Consider the following 16,336-nt stretch of genomic DNA (forward strand, 5'->3'; position numbering starts at 1 on the left):
GATCTAATGACTGAGCGCCTTCTCTCCGCCATCTCCGCCTGCATCGACTGGGCGCACACCGTCAAGGAACCTCCCACCCTGCACATCGAGGCACTGGTACTCCTACTCAGCGCCCACCAGGACACGGGCGCCACCGATCCCGGTGACTGGACCGTGGACGACGTCCACGAGGTGGCGACCCTGCTCCGTCACCGCGACCGGTTGCCCGAACTGATCCGTGAGACCTGGCTCAGCTGGTGCGACCACCTGGTCACCGACGCACGCCTGGTGTCGACCGAGACCCCGCGCCGGCTGCGCACGGCGATCGAGAAGGTCGACCTGAGCCGATCCGATCACGCCGAGCCGGACTCCGAGGCGCCACCGGAGGTCGCCGCCCCTCTCCTGGAACGCCTGGGGTATGGGGAGACCGAGAACCCCGAACCACCGCGCCCCTACCTGCCCACGCCCGTGGCCGACCTGGACATCCGCGCCGGAGCGTGCCCCACCTTGCACCTGGCCGCGCGACTGTCCGCGTGGATGGACCCGCAGGCTCTGCTTCGCCCCTACACCGAGCACGACGCTCTCGGCGAGAACGACACCGCCGAGGCGGCCCGGGTCCTGGACGTCCCCTCCGGCGAGATCCCGTTCCTGTTCTCCGTCGCCCGCGCCGCGGGCCTGGTGCGCACCGACTATCTGCACGCCCGCCCTGGACCGGCGGCGCACTCGTGGGTGGGAAGGACCCCGGGTGCGATCGCCGACGCCTGGGCCGATGCCCTGTCCAGCATGACCGCCCGGCCCGGGGCCACACCCTTCCTGGTACTCGGCGAACTCTTCCTCACCGGGAGGGCACTGTCTCCGGACGAACTGGTCCACGTGTGCGCCGAACCGGACCCGGAGTCGTATCTGCCCCGGGTGTTGGAGGTCCTGACCGAGCTGGGGGCGGTGACGGCGACCGACGACGGTCGGCACCTGATCACGGGGTTGGGCGACCACTGCGTCGCCCGCCGATTGAGCGCCTGTGGGGTCGAGGTACCCGCCACACCACCGGTCACGGAGCTGAGTTCCACCGAACTCCTGGGATTGGCGGCAGCGGCTCGGCCGATCGACATCGAGCCCCTGCTGGATCAGTGGTCGGCGGGCCGGGAACCGTCCGAGGCCGCTCGTGAACTTCTCGCCGCCGGTTTGTCACCGGATGATCCCGAGGACTTCGTTCGTTCCATGACCGACCGCCCTCGGGGCGGTACCGTCCTGGAGTATGCCGGTCAGGACTCGCGTCTGACCGATGCCGTGCGGCGGGCCGATTCCTCGGAACCCCGTGATCCCTCACCGTCGCCCTTCGTCAGAGCCGGTGTGGACCGGTTCGAGGACGAGTCCTGCTTCGACTTCGCTGATGAGCACGAGTTCCCCGAAGACCCCGACGGTGGGTACGGGTTCCCTTTCGGAACCGAAGGTCAGCCCTACATGGAGTCGAGTCCGCACTGGGAGTCGGAGTCGAGCCACTGACCCGCCAGAGCAGATAAGGCGGGACCCGCCACGCTCCGTAGGCGAAACCACGATGCGGGGCGCACGAGCCTCCGCTCACCAGGGCCGGCGATCCACCGCTGGATCCGCCGACCCCGAGTCCGGGGTCCCACGGGTTGCGGGTGGGTCCGTACAGCACCGACTCGGTGGCGAAGCTCAGCCCCAGTTCCGGTGCGGTGCTCCGGCCCAGCGTCACCAGGCCGGCCTTACGGAAACGGGCCATCACCTCCTGGTCCACGGCGGCCGACGCGCCGCGCAGGGCCCGGCTGCCCAAGGTGAAGGGCACGCCTCGGGCCACTGGGCCGCTGTCCTTGATCACGAAGGGCACCCCGGCCAAGGGTCCGTGGGGGTCATGGGACAGCGCCGGTTCGAACAACGGCCGGGTCAGGGCGTTGAGTTCGGTGTGGGCCCGGGTCAGGGACTCCCTGGCCGCGGACTCCACCTCGGCCGGTGAGGCCTCCCCGGCCCGTAGCGTCGCCGCCAGGGCGGTGGAGTCCAGTTCGGCGTACTCGTCCGGGCGCGGGTCGTTCATCCCCTCAGGTTCCGGGCGTAGACGAGAAGGTCCACGGCGGGAATCGGGGACCAGTCACGCTCGGGCAGTCGGGTGAAACCGTGCGTCTCGTACAGGCGTCGGGCACCGATCATGATCTGCTGGGTGGACAACACCAGACGATCGAGCCCGTCACGTTCGGCGCGTTCGATCACGGCTTTGACCAGGGCGGCGCCGATTCCGCGGCGTTGTGCTTCAGGAGCGACGGCGAAGGCCCTGATCTCGGCCTCCCGTGGCCCTCGCGCCGCCTCACAGCGCGGCCCCCAGGGCACGTACACGACCGTGCCCAACACGGTGTCACCCTCCACGGCCGCCATGACCTCGTCCGGGGCGTCCCACCCCAGTTCGCGCAAGGTGTCGGCGTAGGAGGGGCCGGTGTCCAACAGGCTCTGGTCCCGGTAGGCCCGAACCCTCAGGTCTCCGATCACGGTGTGCTCGGAGGGCAGCGCGGTGCGAATCATCATTCCGGTATTGAAGCAGAGTCGTTCCGGTCGCCGCCTCCATTTTTCCCTTGCCCCCCTGACCTGGGAAAACCAGGTTATCCACAGGCCTTCTGCGGATTTCTCCGATTTCACCGACGATGGGGGCACGACCATCCCGACACCTACTTCCCGTGGGGCGCCATGACCATCGTCGAACCCGTCCGCTTCCGCCTACTTCGAGGCACCATTCCGTACCTGCTCTCCCTCGTCGTCGAGGAGGGGTTGCGCACCCTGAACGAGTTCCTTCAACCTCGTCCCACCCTCACCCCTCCAGGCCCGAAGGGCCTCGGGCGGGTTTCGAGGCACGGCGTCCCCGAAGAACCGCCGCCCAGGACCAGGCCCCCGAGTACCGCGATGAGCGATATGTGCCGGCGGTACGACGGGGCCAAGACCTCTCCTACCGGTCGGCCCCGTTGTGGGATGGGCGTCCCCCTGCGCGGCGAGAGTGATGGCTGTACGCGGAGGGCGATGTGGCGGCCGACCGGTGATCGTTCCAAGACCGATCGGATCCCCGCCCCGGCGACCGGTCGACATCATCGTGAACCGCTCAAGGAGGTCACCGTGGACACCACCTCCGCGCCGATGGACCGAAGCACTCTCGAAACGTCCGATCAGCGGGGAGAACCCTTCGACTCGTCCGTCGGGGAGACCATGTCCTCGTCGGACGAGGAAGTCGACCTTCGGTGGCGTCCCCAGACCCGCGATGAGGGTCCACTGACCATCCGTCTGGTACCGGTGGGTCAGGCGGCTCTTCAGGCGCGGAGTTGCCCTGGCCTGATCGACGCGTTGCGGTTGACCTCGTGGGTGGGTTCGGCGGTGCCCCTTGTCCGAGGGGGCGGGCCCGAGCGGTTCCGCGCCGAGGACCGGAGCCGGGCGGCCGCCGAGCTGGGTTTGACCCCCAAGGAGATCCCGCGAGTGTTCGAAGCGGCGCTGCGTGCCGGATTCCTGTACACGAGCGCCTCCGATGTCCTGCCCGAGGACGCCATGGAGATCTGGTGTGACGATGAGCGCCTCGTGCGGGCCTGGTCGCGGGCCCTTCCGGTCCTGGCGGGCCCTGATCCGGCTCTTCGTGTACTGGACATCCTCTTCACCTCCGGCCGTGGTCGGTCCTTGGAGGGGTTGGCGCACGAACTCGACGATGTCGAAGGTGTCCCTGCGGCGGTGCACTCCCTGATCCGTTCAGGGGCCGTTGAGCCCCTCCCGAACGGCCAGGTGCGCATCACCCGGTTGGGTGACCACGGCATGGCCCGTCGTCGACACGAGCGGGACGAACCGCTGTTGGAGCATCCGCGGGTCTGCGATCTCTCGGCGCGGGCGCTTTTGCTGCTCCTGTGGGACTCACGGTCGGTCGACATCGAGACGATGGGCGCGGAGTGGGTCGCCGAGCGTTGTGCGCGAGAGGCGGCCCGGTCGCTGTTGGCGGCCTGTACCGACCCCGCGGACTGGCGGCTGCGTGTGCACGCCTTCCGGGTGCTTCGCGGGGTGGGGCCCGAGGCCGACGAAGTACTGGACACCTACCGCGATCACCCGGTCCTGGGTGGTTGGGTGGCGCACGCCCGGCATCGGACCGGGCGGGTCCGGATCACGCAACTGGTGATGGCCGTGCTCGACACCTACGCCGTGCGGGTGGATTCGGGACTGCCGTTGCCGGAGGATCGCGAGCTCTGGCGCGATCCGGAGACCGTCACGAAGTTGATGTGGGGGTCGGGCCATCCGGCCGCGGACAGCGTGCTCAGTGCGATCGCCCTGGGCGCGTTGGGGCCGCGTCCGGCCCGCGCCGCCCGCCGCACACCCGTGTTCTACAACGGGTAGGTCCATCTCGGTGCGGCGCACGCGCTGCCACCCTTCCCTGCCCTGACCGGCAGACCGGCGGGGCAGGGAAGGGCGCACGTCCCGCCGTCCGGTGGTCCGAAGCCCACGCTTCGAACCACCGGACGGTGAACACCATGGGGCCAAGGATCAGTTCCGGGCCGTGCTCATGGTCGACTCGTCGGCCAACAGTCCCGCCAGCTCCTCGAAGGCACCGCCCAGTTCTTGGACGAAGCGCTCCTGCACCTCGGCCAGGCTTCGCGGAGCGTGCAGGTGGAGGTCGATCCGCTCCGGCAGCAGGATGTACCCGATGCCGATGCAGTCGGGGCCGGTCGAGCCGAACCCCCACAGGTTCACCGACCGGCAGGGCACCGAACTGGTGGACAGGTGGTCCGAACGCATGATCCGCCAGCCCGGGCTGTCGTACAGGGCCATCGGTGTCTCGGCTCCGAGCGCGGCACCACGGTCCCTGCGTATGAGTTCGAGCGTCCACAAGTGCCGTTCGGGCCCCTCACCGACCTGGCAGCCCTTGGCGCGCGCCGAGTGCTCGCGAGCGGCGGCTCGGGCCGCGGCCTCGCGGGTGCCCGCGTCCGCGTCCGGGTCCTCCATCGCCTCGACGAAGGCGACCGACTCGGGGGTGATCACACGCATCGACTCGGTGCGGCCGTAGTGGTACTGCCGGCTGGAGATCGACTCGTAGGTGGCGCCCGGTCGTCCCTTGGCACGCTGGTGGGCGAGTTGGAAGGCCAGTTGGATGAAGGCGTCGGGTGATACGCCGAGCGCCTTGGCGCGTTCACTGTTGAAATCACGGCTGCTGAACGTGGCGTTGACGCCTTGGGCCGCGTAGTCGGCGAAGGCCTCACCGGACTCACGGATGTCGGCGCGCAGCGCTTCGTCGAGGACGAACTCCACCGGAGCGAACCCGGGTACGCGACCACTGTCGGTGCCGGTGCGCTCCGGTGCCGAGAAGGCATCGATCGCGTTGAGGAAGGAGGCGGCCGTGGTGCCGTCCAGTGTGCTGTGCTCGCAGTTGAGACCGGCCCGACCGTTGGGGAAGACCACGAAGCCGAGGACCTTGTCGAACCAGCGGTTCGCGCTGTCACCGTGCAGGAGCCGGGCGGCCGCGGCCCGGTCGTCGGTGGGGGTGTCCCCCTCCAGGGTCAGGCACAGCAGCGCGGTCTCCACGGTCTCCAGTGCCACGAGGTTGGCTGAGTCGATCTCGAGCAGCGCGTACCTGCTGCGAGCCCACTTGGTCCGGTCCTTGGTGGTCAGGTGGCCGACCGACTGCCCCGGGGCGGTCTGTTCCGACACGGTCGCGAGCAGCTCGCGCAACCCTGTGGTCAGCTCGTCAGGGGTGTGGGGGCGACCGTCGGGGTCGAGCACGTCGAAGGAGAACATGTGCCCGTGGGTGAACACGATGATGTGTCTTGCCCGCGAAGGCCCGGGGTGTTCGGGGCTGTAGGGGGTGCGGACGGTGTCCATCATCTCGCCTGGGATACGGGTCGTACCGAAGAGGCGTTTGAGCTGTTCCATCGATTGGGGCCGCCCACGTGGCGCCTCCGGGGGCACCTCTTCGGCGTCGACGCGCCGCTTGAAGTCCACGGCTGCGGCCAGCAGGTCCGCCGCGCGTTCGCACTGGTCGCCTTCGCGGTCGGTGAGCAGGAAGAAGTAGTTGACGTCCAGTGCGACCCGGCCCCGAGCGCCGAGGTACTGGCTCGGCCAGTAGTCGTCCAGCCAGGTTTGTGAGTCCTGGCTCGCGTCGACGCGTTCCAGTTCGGAATGCAGTGCCCAGGCTGGGCTCTCCGGGCTCAGGAACTCCTCCACCGCGGTCTCTGTGGCGGTGAACTGCGCGCTGTCCAACAAAGGTTCGCACCAGCGCAGGAACCGCTGCGCGCTGTCTCTGAGCGCCGGCAATGGCAGCCGGGGAAGGTCGTCGTCGTGGGCGAAGGTGCCGGGTCGATGGGGGTCGGTCATGGGGGTCTCGCTTTCGTTTTCGACGGTGAGGGCCGAGCGTGTGCAGATGCTCCGTGGGTCGTCGGGACGGGATCTCGTGTGTGGTCGGCGGTGGGCCCTACCGGGCGCTCGGTGTCTTGGGGTCCTGGGCGGCACTGGGAGGCGTCTTCCCGGTCGGGTGTCACCGGTCGATCCCGGTGCTTCGGGCGAGGGTGGTCGTGTCGTCCGTGCCCGAGCCGTCGGTCCATGGGCGCATCACCGTGTACGGGGGCGCCCATCGGCGGTAGAAGGTTCGGGAAGGTGTTCGAGGTGGGACTCGGCGAGTCCGGGGGCGCCGGCCCGCAAGCCTGTGGCTTCAGCCACGGGTGGTTGACCTTGTCGCCTCCACGGGGGTTGGACCAGCCGTTGTGATCGCGGCGCGAGTCTACTGTTCGGTAACCACTGCGTTGTGGGCGGGATCGCCTACGAGGACGGGGCTTCGAGTGGTGTTCCCGGCGTGTCCCACGCCTTCGCTTCCCGGCTTCGATTCCGGAAACCGTCGATCACCGGAGGTGGGTAGCCTCGATGCTCCGTCGTCTTCGTCGAAGGGTCCGTTCATGAGTCGTCACGTCCTGGTCACCGGTGCCGCGCGAGGTATCGGTCGCGCGATCGCCATCGCCTTCGCCGACGCGGGCGATCGGGTCGCCGTGCACTACGGCTCAAACCGGGAGGGCGCCGAGGAGACGCTCCGGTCGCTGCCCGGTGTCGGCCACGTACTGGTCTGCGCCGACCTGAGCGAGCCGACCGCCGCGTCCGAACTGGTCGAGACGGTCCTGGAACGACTCGGAGGGCTGGACGTCCTGGTCAACAACGCGGCCGTGAACCTGCCCCACCCGATCGCCGAGACGCCCTTCGATGAGTGGGTGACGGTGTGGCGCCGAACCCTGGACGTCAACGTCCTGGGCGCGGCCCACATCGGTCATCGGGCCGCCCGACACATGATCGACCAGGGGGTGCGCGGACGCATCGTCAACATCGGCTCTCGGGGTGCGTTCAAGGGGGAGCCGGAGCACCCGGCCTACGGTGCGAGCAAGGCCGCCTTGCACGCGATGGGCCAGTCCCTGGCCGTGGCACTGGCTCCGCACGGGATCGGCGTGGCGTCCGTCGCCCCGGGTTTCGTCGCGACCGAGCGGGTGGCTCACCGGGTCACCGACCAGGTGCGCGCGCAGAGCCCCTTCGGGCGGGTGGCCACCCCCGAGGAGGTCGCCGCGGCCGTGCTGTTCCTGGCCTCACCCGAGGCGGAGTGGGCCTCGGGTTCCGTCCTGGATCTGAACGGGGCCTCGTACCTGCACTGATCCGTCCCATTGGTGTTGGTCCTCGGGTGCGTCCCGGGCGGGCCCTGACCGTGGGCCACGGAGGTCGGCGGCCGGCCGCCGATCCCAAGGGGTCACGGCGAAGGGCCCGATGCGTCATGCCCCAAACCCCGCTTCTATCGCTTTCGTCGCCACTATGTCGGCGAAACCACCACACGGACATGGCGAGGCGCTGTACAAGGGAGAGAAAGGGAGTTCGAGACACCAGGACTCGGGGGCAGGAATGTCATCGCACCACTCGGACGCGTCGGCCCACCATCGCTTCGCCGCCCGACCGGTGTCCCTGCGACCGCCCCGGGAACTGGCCCGGTCCGCCTTGGCGACCCCGTTGTTGGGCGACGCCCTGGATCTGGCCCGCTGGTGCGGCCCCATCACCCACGTCGACGTGCACGGTCTGCCGGATCTGGACGACACCCGCGACGCGATCCGCAGGTTCGGTCTTTGGCCCCATCACCTGTGCCGGGATCCCCATCGCCGGGACGAGTGGCTGCGGCGGATCGACTCCCCCGAACAGGCACACCGTTTCATCCGGTCCTGGCGCGCCGCCCTGAGGTTGGGGCTGGTCCAGTGCGAAACGGGCCAGGCACGGCCCGCTCAGGATCTGGACCGCCGGGTGCGCGCCCCCGAACAGGTCCTGCGCTGGTGGGTGCTCGGTTTCCGTGAGTGCGTGGAGCGTTCACTGCGGGAGGTCGCCGGTATCTCACCCGACACAGCTCTGGGACGCCTGTACGAGTCCCCCAATGGTGCTCGTGTCCCGCTGCGCATGCTGACCCAGGAGGTCGTGACCGCTCAGGAGGAGATCCATCTGCCGATGGTGTGCCCGGGGCGCAGCACCGCCAGGCTCGCTCGCGGAGCGTGGGAGCTACGCGATTCCGGCGCGGTCGAGGTCGGGCACAGCACTCCCAGGGCGCCCAAGGACGTTCCTCGCGATCATCGGACCGACCCGCTCTGGGCGGAACTCACCGACCTGGGCCGGTACGGGATACGGCAGATCCTGTTGGCGAGTGGCCGTCCGGCTCCTCTGCTCGATGAGTTCGTGCGGCTCGACGCGGGTGCCTTCTTGGACGCGTTGGCCACGTTCTCCCCCGATGGCCAGCTCGTCGGGCTCACCTCGTGGTCGGACTCCCGCGCGCCCGAGGAGACGCTGAGGGAGATCGTCGCGGTCTGTGCCGGGCCGGGGAGGGCACTGCGTCGTTGGAACGCCGCCTTGGTCCTGGGCCTGATCAGTTCACGCATCGGTCAGCGTCTGCGTCGGTTGTTGGTCGAGCCCGATCCCACGGTGGCGGGTCTGGCCTCGGTGGTGTTGTTGTCCTCGCACATGCTCCCGCAGGAGGAACGCGAGTCGTTGAGCGCCCGGTTCGGGCATTGGACGGCCATCGACGTGTTCGCCGCGGCCTCCGCCCTGGGCGAGTCCGGGATGCGGTCCTTCCTGGTCTCGGAGGCCGCCGAGGGCATCGACCGACACCTGTTCGATGACGTCGACCGGCTCTGGGACCCGGAGCATCCCGATACCCGTGAGGTCCTGCGGGCTCTGGGCAGTCACCATCCCGATCCGGAGGTGGCGGCGCGGGCGAGGGCCGCTCGGGCTCGCGCGCCGCACCCGCCCTGAGGCGTGGGCGACCACCTCCGGCACCCGATCGGACGCTACACCGTGGCCTTCCCTCGTTTTTCGGTCGCGGCCTGTCGCACCCTTCGGTCTCGGCGGCGCAGGACCACCAGTCCGAAGAAGAGTGCGACGGCCATGGTCGCCACCATGATGCCCAGGAATCCCCAGGGGCCCACCAGTGGGCTGACCATCAACGGGATGGCCGCCGCGGTGACCAGTCCACCGCCGAAGAAGGGTTCGAAGATGAGCTGTTTGTATCCGAACGCCGGGTAGGCGGGGGTACGTACTTCCGGGTCCACCACGCGCATCAACACCATGCCGGTGGCCGTCACGCCCATCGACTGACCGAACTCGCCGATGCCGCGCTCGAACCAGAAGTTCGGCATCATGCGCGGCGCCAGGAAGAGGAAGGCGAACAGACACCACAGGATGCCGGCGATCGCCAGGACCGCGAAGGTGAGGATGTTGTCGGCGATGGCCTGCAGTGACAGCGTCGCCATGGCGGCGATGATGAGCACGTCCAAGGACAGGCCCTGGATCCGCTCCACGGAGCGTTCGTCGACGATGTCGTTGCGGTCGAAGCGGTCGATGACCATCTGGACGAGGATGCCGCCGATCATGGCCAGTGGGAACAGCGGCACGTACGCCATGACCTCGATGGTCTCGGCCCACAGTGCCTGCTCCAGCCATTGCAGTCCGGACAGGATCAGCTGACCGATGATGACGGCGACCGCCACCAGACCGAAGTGCAGGGTCAGGGGGTCCATGGACGAGGGGTGCACGGTCATCGTCGAACCGGCGGTGCGGTTGGCCCGCTCGATCAGACCGGCCTGTTCACGGTCGGTGCCCTTGTTGTCGGCGCTGATCACCGAGGTCTTGCCGTGACGCACGCCCCAGTTGATGAGGACGATGCCGATGATGACCCCGGAGAGCAGGCCGACGGTGGCCATGCCCAGTGCGAGGTCCTGACCCTCGGCCCAGCCGACCTGTTCGAAGGTGGTGCCGAGTCCGGCGGCGGTTCCGTGACCGCCCAGGAACCCGATCTCGATGAGCGCTCCGGAGATCACCGGAACGTCGAGGAAGGGCACCAGGACCAGCAGGGCCAGGAGGATACCGATCACGTACTGGCCGCTGGCCACGGTGATACCGAAGGCCAGGTTGGGGCCGGCCAGGTCGACGGCCTCGCGCAGCTTCGGCAGTCGTTTACCGAGGAAGAGGCTGGCGAAGACCACCGAGATGAGCAGGCCGGGCAGGGCCGACCAGACCGACATGACATCCACACCGAACAGGCCGCCCTCGGCCACGCGGTCGGCGAGTCCCACCGCGATGCCCTGGTCCGCGAGCAGGCCCATCGCCCAGCCGAGGACGTCGGGGCCGAGCAACAGGGCGATGCCGCCGCCGATGATCGAGCCGGGCAGGTAGAGCTTCTGGGTGAGCTTCCACTTGACCCGGATCAGCTTGGAGACCAGCAGCAACAACCCGAGGAGCAGGAGTGCGAGGCCAACGGTGTCAGGGGACATATCCACCTCTCGGAACGGCCCCGAGGAGGAACGGTACGGGGCGGACGTGTACCCCTGGCACGCGGACACACGCGTGGCTCGGCACGTGGTCCACCCGCGCAGGGGTCGGGGCTGGGAGGTAGGTCGCATGTGTCAGTGACTCGGCTGACGCGAACACCCGGGAATCTTACACACGGTGATGGGATCGCCAGGACTCGCCCACTTCGCGCTTGGAGGGAACGTGACGAACGGTCGATAACATCCCGATAACCCCACGGGATCGGTAGTGAAGGGGGTGTGATCCGAAAAGCCCCACCCTTGCCGTTTTCACGCTCCGTCAGCGTTCGCCGGGGCGGTGGCGGGTACCCGGAACCGGCCGTCGTACACGCCGATCATCCGCCCGATCTCGGTGGGGATCCTCATAAACCCCGGTCGGCCGTTCGACTCTCCTGTGCGCGCCCTCCCGACCGGGACGCTTACTCGTTCTTCCCCGGGTCCGCCCCGAAGGAATCGGCGTCGCCCCGCCCTGACGTCCAGGGCCGCCCGAACAGTTCTCGGGCCCACCGGGTCAGCTCTCGGTGGCGGGCGTGTTCCGGACCGACCAGGTCCAGGGGTCCGCCCCAGCTCTCCCCCGGTTCCGGTGCTCCCAGGCCGAGGGTCTCCCGAACCGCCGCCAGGACCCCTTCTCCCGGATCATCCTCGACCCGTGGAGCCGAGCGGATCCGTTGGGAGAGCGCGCGACCCACACGGGTGGCCGCGCCGACGCACACCACCCCCAGGAACTCGGCTTCGCGGAAGGCTCGCAGGACCCGGAACTCATGTTCGGGATCGACGGCGGTCAAGGGCTGGTACCAGTGCGCGGCGGAGAGCAGCCACTCGGTTCCCGTTGCCTTCTTGTCCTCCTCGGCCAGATCCCGTGTGGCCCGCGCGCCGTCGATGCCCAGGGTGATTCCGTCCGGCACGTGCGTCAGTGCGCACACCACGGCCCATCTGCTGCGGGCGTCGGCGCCCTCCTCCACTGCCCCGGAGGACACGGGTTCGTCGTCGGTGGGCCACCACAGGCCGTCCTCCGCGCGCCGGGCCCAGCCCTCCAGGAGCGCCACCAGGCGCACCTCCGGGGCGGCGGCCGACCATGCTCGGGCCTGGTCGGAGAGGGTGACGTGATCGTTCTCGGCGATCAACAACCCGGTCCGGGCTCCCACCTCCAGCCAGGTTCTGGCCAGGTCCTCGTTCCCGCCCACCGCCTTGGTGAGCCTGCGTCGCGACGGCACCGCCAGGTGACCGTCACGACGCAACCTCCCGGAGCGTTCGGTGAGAGCGGCCACCAGTCGGGTGTCCGCCCCCGCCAGGAAGGTGAGCGCCTCCCGGGAGAGCTCCTCCACCGCACCGGGTCCACGTCCCTGCGGCATCCCCTCGGCCGGGGGCCCCATGACCTGTGGCGGGGCCGGATCGAACCGGTGTGGGAAGGAGCGCCGGATCGTCAGGGCCACTTCGCGCGCGACCTCGAAGACGCGGGCGTCGTCGGTCTCGTAATCGGTCGGCAGCAGCAACCCGTGCTCCAGCAGCCAGTCCTGTTCGTCGTCGCCCGTTCCGTCCACCGGTAGGTCCATGCCCCACGCCAGGTGGGTCCGGGCGATCTCCACCTGATCGGAGAAGAAGGTCAGCTGCAGGATCCGGTGCCGCACCTCGTGCGGCGCATCGCGTACCAGGGACACCACCCTTTGTTCGTCGGTGAGCGCGTCCGCCAACGTTTTCCTCAGTTCCCACCAGTCCCCGGTGGGATCGAGTCCCAACGCCAAGGCCATCCGGCGCAACGTCGCCAGGCCGTATCTGTCCAGGGCCTCCTCGACCGACCAGGGGTAACCTCGCATGCCGAATTGGTATCCGGCGTCGTCGGGCAGGTGGTAGCCACCATCACCGTCCGGCCACAGGATCGCCAGGTCCAAGAGGTCGGACACGCATTCCTCCGCGCGCATCCTGGCCAACCCGGGGCTGTCGGCGTCCACCTTGGCCAGCAGGGCCTCGTGGTCGACCGGCCCCAGGAGGAACGGGTCCTGGGCGAGGGATCTCCGTCTGCGCGGCCAGCCGCCCTCCGGCCCGCCCGGAAGCAGCTCCTGCGCGTTCTCGGCGACCGCGACCACCGCTCGCAGGATCTGGTGGTGGGGCAGGGGCAGTCGTTCGAAGACCGTGGGCCGCAAGGCCAGGATCATGATCAGGTCGAGCAGGGTGTCGGGGGTGGCCGTCCGGTAGCGGACGGCGCCGTCGGGGATGGTGGACAAGATGTCCGCGACCCGTTCCGGCGGCATGGTGCGAAGGTGGGCGTCCAACGCGGCGAGTCGGTCCATGGTTTCAACTTTAGGGTTCGTCGTGCCCACGCGCACCGATGATTTCCCGGTCTGTGGACAACCCGGACACGGGTCCCCTCGCTCCCGGCTTCGTACCGATCTGCGGGAAACCACTCCACCGGACCGGCGTGGAACGGTAGTAAGGGGTCACCCTCGCTCACACTCACACCCGATGCTGGAAACGGGGCCGGACATGCCCTCTCACGAACCGTCACGGCGGGGACGACCTCCCCTGTCCGCCAGGCCCGTGTCGCTGCCACCGACCGACGTCCTGGCCCGCATGGCTCTGGACTCCCCATTGTTGTGCGACGCCCTGAGTCTCGCCCGCTGGAGCGCCCCCGCCACCCCGGTCACCTCCGGTGGGGTCCCCGGCATCGATGACGCCCGGGCGGCGATCTCCCGCTTCTCTCTGTGGCCGCACGACCTGCCCGGTCATCTGGATCAACGGGTGATCTGGCTCGGTGCGCTGCACTCGGTCGCCGATGTCGCCCACTTCGTGGTGCCCTGGTCCGCCGCGTTGCGTCTGGGGCTGGTCAGCATCGACGATTCCCTGGCCCGTCCCGCTCCCGACCTGGAACATCGGGTGCGCGACCCCGAACAGGTTTTGGAGTGGTGGTTCCACGAGTTCGAGCACACCATCGCGCACGCCCGAGGCGACCTGTCCCGTCCTCGCGATCCCGTGCCCGGCACCACCGGCCCCGATCTGCTCCCGGAGGTGTTGCGGTTCCTGTACGAGGCTCCCGACGGACATCGGCCCGACCTGGACACCCTGGCGTTGGAGGCCTTGTCCAGACCGGTTCCTCGCACCGCCGCCACCGCTACGCCCCACACCACCGATCTGCTCCTGAACGTGTTGTGGCAGCTCTCCGATACCGGGGCCGTGGTGTTGGACCACGCTCCCGAGGACGAGAGCGTGGACCGTTGCACCGTCGAACTCACCGCGTTGGGTCGCCACGGGGTGCGCCGGTTACTCCTGGAGGTGGGGATCCACGCGCCCATCGTGGACACCCTCGCCGAGGCGTGCGCCTCCCGATTCCTGGACGCCCTGGCCGTGCTGCCCTTCGAGGAGCGCTCGCCGGAGGCCGCGCGGTGGTTGGACCGGCGTGGCCCGGAGGAGGCCCTGCGCCAGATCACCGAGGTGGTACGGGGGCCCGGGCTGGCACTGCGCCGTTGGGTGGCCGCCCAAGTGCTCAACACCACCAGTTCCGAACTCGCACCGCGGCTGCGCGTCCTGTTGGCCTCCCCGCACAGCACGGAAGCCTGCCTGGCCGCGATGGTCCTGCTCTCCTCCGGCATGCTGGACCAGCGCGGCATCGATCGACTGTTGGCCCAGTACGGACCATGGGTGGTGATCGACATGGTGGCCGCGGCGATGCCCTCCGACGGTTCGGGACCGACCTCTTTTCTGACCGCGAAGGACAGCCCCGACGTGCACCGATTGCTGTTGGTGGACGCCGATCCGGTCGTACTCGGGGCGCACCCCGACGCCCTGACGGTCTTGGACGCGTTGGCCCGTCACCACCCGCTCGCCGAAGCCGCGGCCCGGGCCGCGGAGCTGGCCGATCGGCTTCGGGCGTTCGGGCGGCCCATGGAACAGTGAGGGGTCAGGCCTTCCCCTCGGCGATCGCGCGGGCGATCTGTTCGCTCATCTGCCGGGCGAGCACGTCGGCGTGGTAGGCGATGTGTTCGGGCAGGTGCCCTTCCATGGCGGCGCGGAACCCGGTGATGTCCGTGGTCGCGTTACGCCCGCTCGGCAGGGGGACGAGCAGTGTGTCGGTGCCACGGAAGGCGATCTGTGTCCCGTACCCGGCGAAGGCCCGGCGAAGCGCGGCCATGGCGGTATCGTCGGGCGCCGCGATCAGCCCCTGTCGGCGGGCGTTCCGCGCGGTGAGCCGAGCCACGCCCGCCGCGATGCGGGGCCACCGGTCCGTGGTCGCGACCACGGCCCGCTCGAAGGTCTCCACCATGTCGCTGGGCGCGAAGGCGCCGTACTCGGGGAGGAGGATCCGCACGCTGGTGGGCGGCAGGTACTCGATCGGCAGGCCCTCCTCCTGATAGGCCCGCACCAGGACGGCCCCGAAATCGGCGTGGACGGGACCCAGGTCGAACGTCCGGGCCTGTTCCAGGTGGGCACGCATCCAGCCGGGGGTCTCCTGCGGGACGCGCGGGTAGCGGCGCATCTCCTGGGCGTAGGCCAGGGGCGCGAGCCCGTTGGGCAACGCCACCTCGTCATATTCGTACTCGGCCCGAAAACGCCCGGAGACCTCCACCGAGATCCGCGCCTCGAACCAGGTGCCCGCTCCCGGTTTCTCGCCCAGGTCCTTCAGTCGCGTGGCCGACACCCGGACCGGCTCGGGTGGGACGAACTCGCGCACCGTGCCGTCGGTGCTCACCGCGACGAGGTCCTCGTAGGTGAAGCCACCCACCCGACGTGTCAGGTATACGACGTTCTGCCAGTCCTCGGGCATGATCTCGACCAGTCCGCGGGCGATCTCCTCGACGGTCTGCTGCTGCCGGATCATGGGCGGCGTCGCGCCCTGCGGTGATTCGGTCATCGGGTGCTCCGAAGCGTTGGGGGTACCGTGGCCCGACCTTCCTACCGCGCGTGTCCGACTTCGCACGCATCGCGCGGGCCGGCGCCCCTTCGGAGACATCGGAGAGGCGGCCGGCCGCACACGGTGTGGGGCGGTGCGCGCCGGGGCCGGTTCGGTGTCGGGCCCATTTCCGTGCGTCCGTTCGGTCGCGGGAAGGGGTCAGTCGGCGAGGGCGTCCAGGTAGACCCATTCGCCCTCGTGGCGGCGGAAGCGGCTGTGCTCGCGCAGCTCGCCGTCCTGGCCGTCCTCCTTGTAGTGGGCGCGGAACTCGACGGTGCCCTCCGTGTGGAAGGGGGTCCCCGCACTCGTTCGCAGGATCTCCAGCCCCGTCCACTCGGTGTCGGGGTCCAGTCCCACGCGCCGGGGGCGGGTGGTGGGATCCCAAGAGCGCAGGAGATAGTCCTCGTCGCCCACGACGAAGGCGCTGTAGCGCGAGCGCATGAGGTTCTCGGCGGTGGTCGCACGGGCCGTACCGGCGTGCAGACGACCGCAACAGGCGTCGTACTTCTCGTCCCGGCCGCACGGGCAGGGCGCATCGGTGGGCAGGGCTCGCGGGGTGGTGGAGCGCCGTGAACGGCGGGATCGCTGCTGGGCCATGTGTCCATTCTGGTGTGCCGGGAACACCGCCCGGCCCGATCGAGGGGAA

General features: G+C 69.3%; 11 protein-coding genes and 1 pseudogene. 5 read left to right on the plus strand and 7 right to left on the minus strand.

Annotation, left to right across the window (positions count from 1 at the left end):
* Positions 1-6 precede the first annotated feature (6 nt).
* Entirely contained in the window at positions 7-1,482 is a 1,476-nt protein-coding gene (locus tag ABZ717_RS04160; RefSeq protein WP_358505295.1) for a hypothetical protein, read from the plus strand.
* Between the two features lie 73 nt (positions 1,483-1,555).
* On the opposite strand, the pseudogene ABZ717_RS04165 reads toward ABZ717_RS04160, so the two are convergent.
* Together ABZ717_RS04165 and ABZ717_RS04170 are read right to left on the minus strand one after the other, a co-directional pair.
* A pseudogene (locus tag ABZ717_RS04165) lies at positions 1,556-2,032 on the minus strand (amidase family protein); the annotation flags it as partial.
* Positions 2,029-2,514: a GNAT family N-acetyltransferase gene (locus ABZ717_RS04170; RefSeq protein WP_358505298.1), complete on the minus strand. Its 486-nt coding sequence runs from the start codon at positions 2,512-2,514 to the stop codon at positions 2,029-2,031. The gene ABZ717_RS04170 and the pseudogene ABZ717_RS04165, both read right to left, overlap by 4 nt.
* 579 nt (positions 2,515-3,093) lie before the next feature.
* Here ABZ717_RS04170 and ABZ717_RS04175 point away from each other — a divergent pair.
* Complete coding sequence (locus ABZ717_RS04175) at positions 3,094-4,344, plus strand: hypothetical protein (RefSeq protein WP_358505301.1); 1,251 nt, start codon at positions 3,094-3,096, stop codon at positions 4,342-4,344.
* Positions 4,345-4,491: 147 nt separating this feature from the next.
* Here the strand turns inward: ABZ717_RS04175 and ABZ717_RS04180 are convergent, their stop codons facing one another.
* A complete protein-coding gene (locus tag ABZ717_RS04180) occupies positions 4,492-6,315 on the minus strand; it encodes a choline/carnitine O-acyltransferase (RefSeq protein ID WP_358505304.1) in 1,824 nt (607 codons plus the stop codon).
* A gap of 575 nt (positions 6,316-6,890) precedes the next feature.
* On the opposite strand from ABZ717_RS04180, the gene ABZ717_RS04185 reads away from it, so the two are divergent.
* A complete protein-coding gene (locus tag ABZ717_RS04185; protein WP_358505307.1) occupies positions 6,891-7,628 on the plus strand; it encodes an SDR family oxidoreductase in 738 nt (245 codons plus the stop codon).
* Between the two features lie 241 nt (positions 7,629-7,869).
* Positions 7,870-9,255: a hypothetical protein gene (locus tag ABZ717_RS04190; protein WP_358505310.1), complete on the plus strand. Its 1,386-nt coding sequence runs from the start codon at positions 7,870-7,872 to the stop codon at positions 9,253-9,255.
* Positions 9,256-9,290: 35 nt separating this feature from the next.
* On the opposite strand, the gene ABZ717_RS04195 is transcribed toward ABZ717_RS04190, so the two are convergent.
* Both ABZ717_RS04195 and ABZ717_RS04200 read right to left on the minus strand, forming a co-directional pair.
* Entirely contained in the window at positions 9,291-10,772 is a 1,482-nt protein-coding gene (locus ABZ717_RS04195; protein WP_358505313.1) for a sodium:glutamate symporter, read from the minus strand.
* A 455-nt stretch (positions 10,773-11,227) separates the two neighbouring features.
* Entirely contained in the window at positions 11,228-13,096 is a 1,869-nt protein-coding gene (locus ABZ717_RS04200) for a hypothetical protein (protein ID WP_358505315.1), read from the minus strand.
* A gap of 247 nt (positions 13,097-13,343) precedes the next feature.
* On the opposite strand from ABZ717_RS04200, the gene ABZ717_RS04205 reads away from it, so the two are divergent.
* A complete protein-coding gene (locus ABZ717_RS04205; RefSeq protein ID WP_358505317.1) occupies positions 13,344-14,696 on the plus strand; it encodes a hypothetical protein in 1,353 nt (450 codons plus the stop codon).
* Between the two features lie 4 nt (positions 14,697-14,700).
* On the opposite strand, the gene ABZ717_RS04210 is transcribed toward ABZ717_RS04205, so the two are convergent.
* Positions 14,701-15,651: a hypothetical protein gene (locus tag ABZ717_RS04210; RefSeq protein WP_358505320.1), complete on the minus strand. Its 951-nt coding sequence runs from the start codon at positions 15,649-15,651 to the stop codon at positions 14,701-14,703.
* Between the two features lie 198 nt (positions 15,652-15,849).
* Complete coding sequence (locus ABZ717_RS04215) at positions 15,850-16,287, minus strand: YchJ family metal-binding protein (protein WP_358505323.1); 438 nt, start codon at positions 16,285-16,287, stop codon at positions 15,850-15,852.
* Positions 16,288-16,336 lie beyond the last annotated feature (49 nt).

Origin of the sequence: Nocardiopsis sp. NPDC006832 (assembly GCF_040635885.1) — a bacterium.
Lineage (GTDB): Bacteria > Actinomycetota > Actinomycetes > Streptosporangiales > Streptosporangiaceae > Nocardiopsis.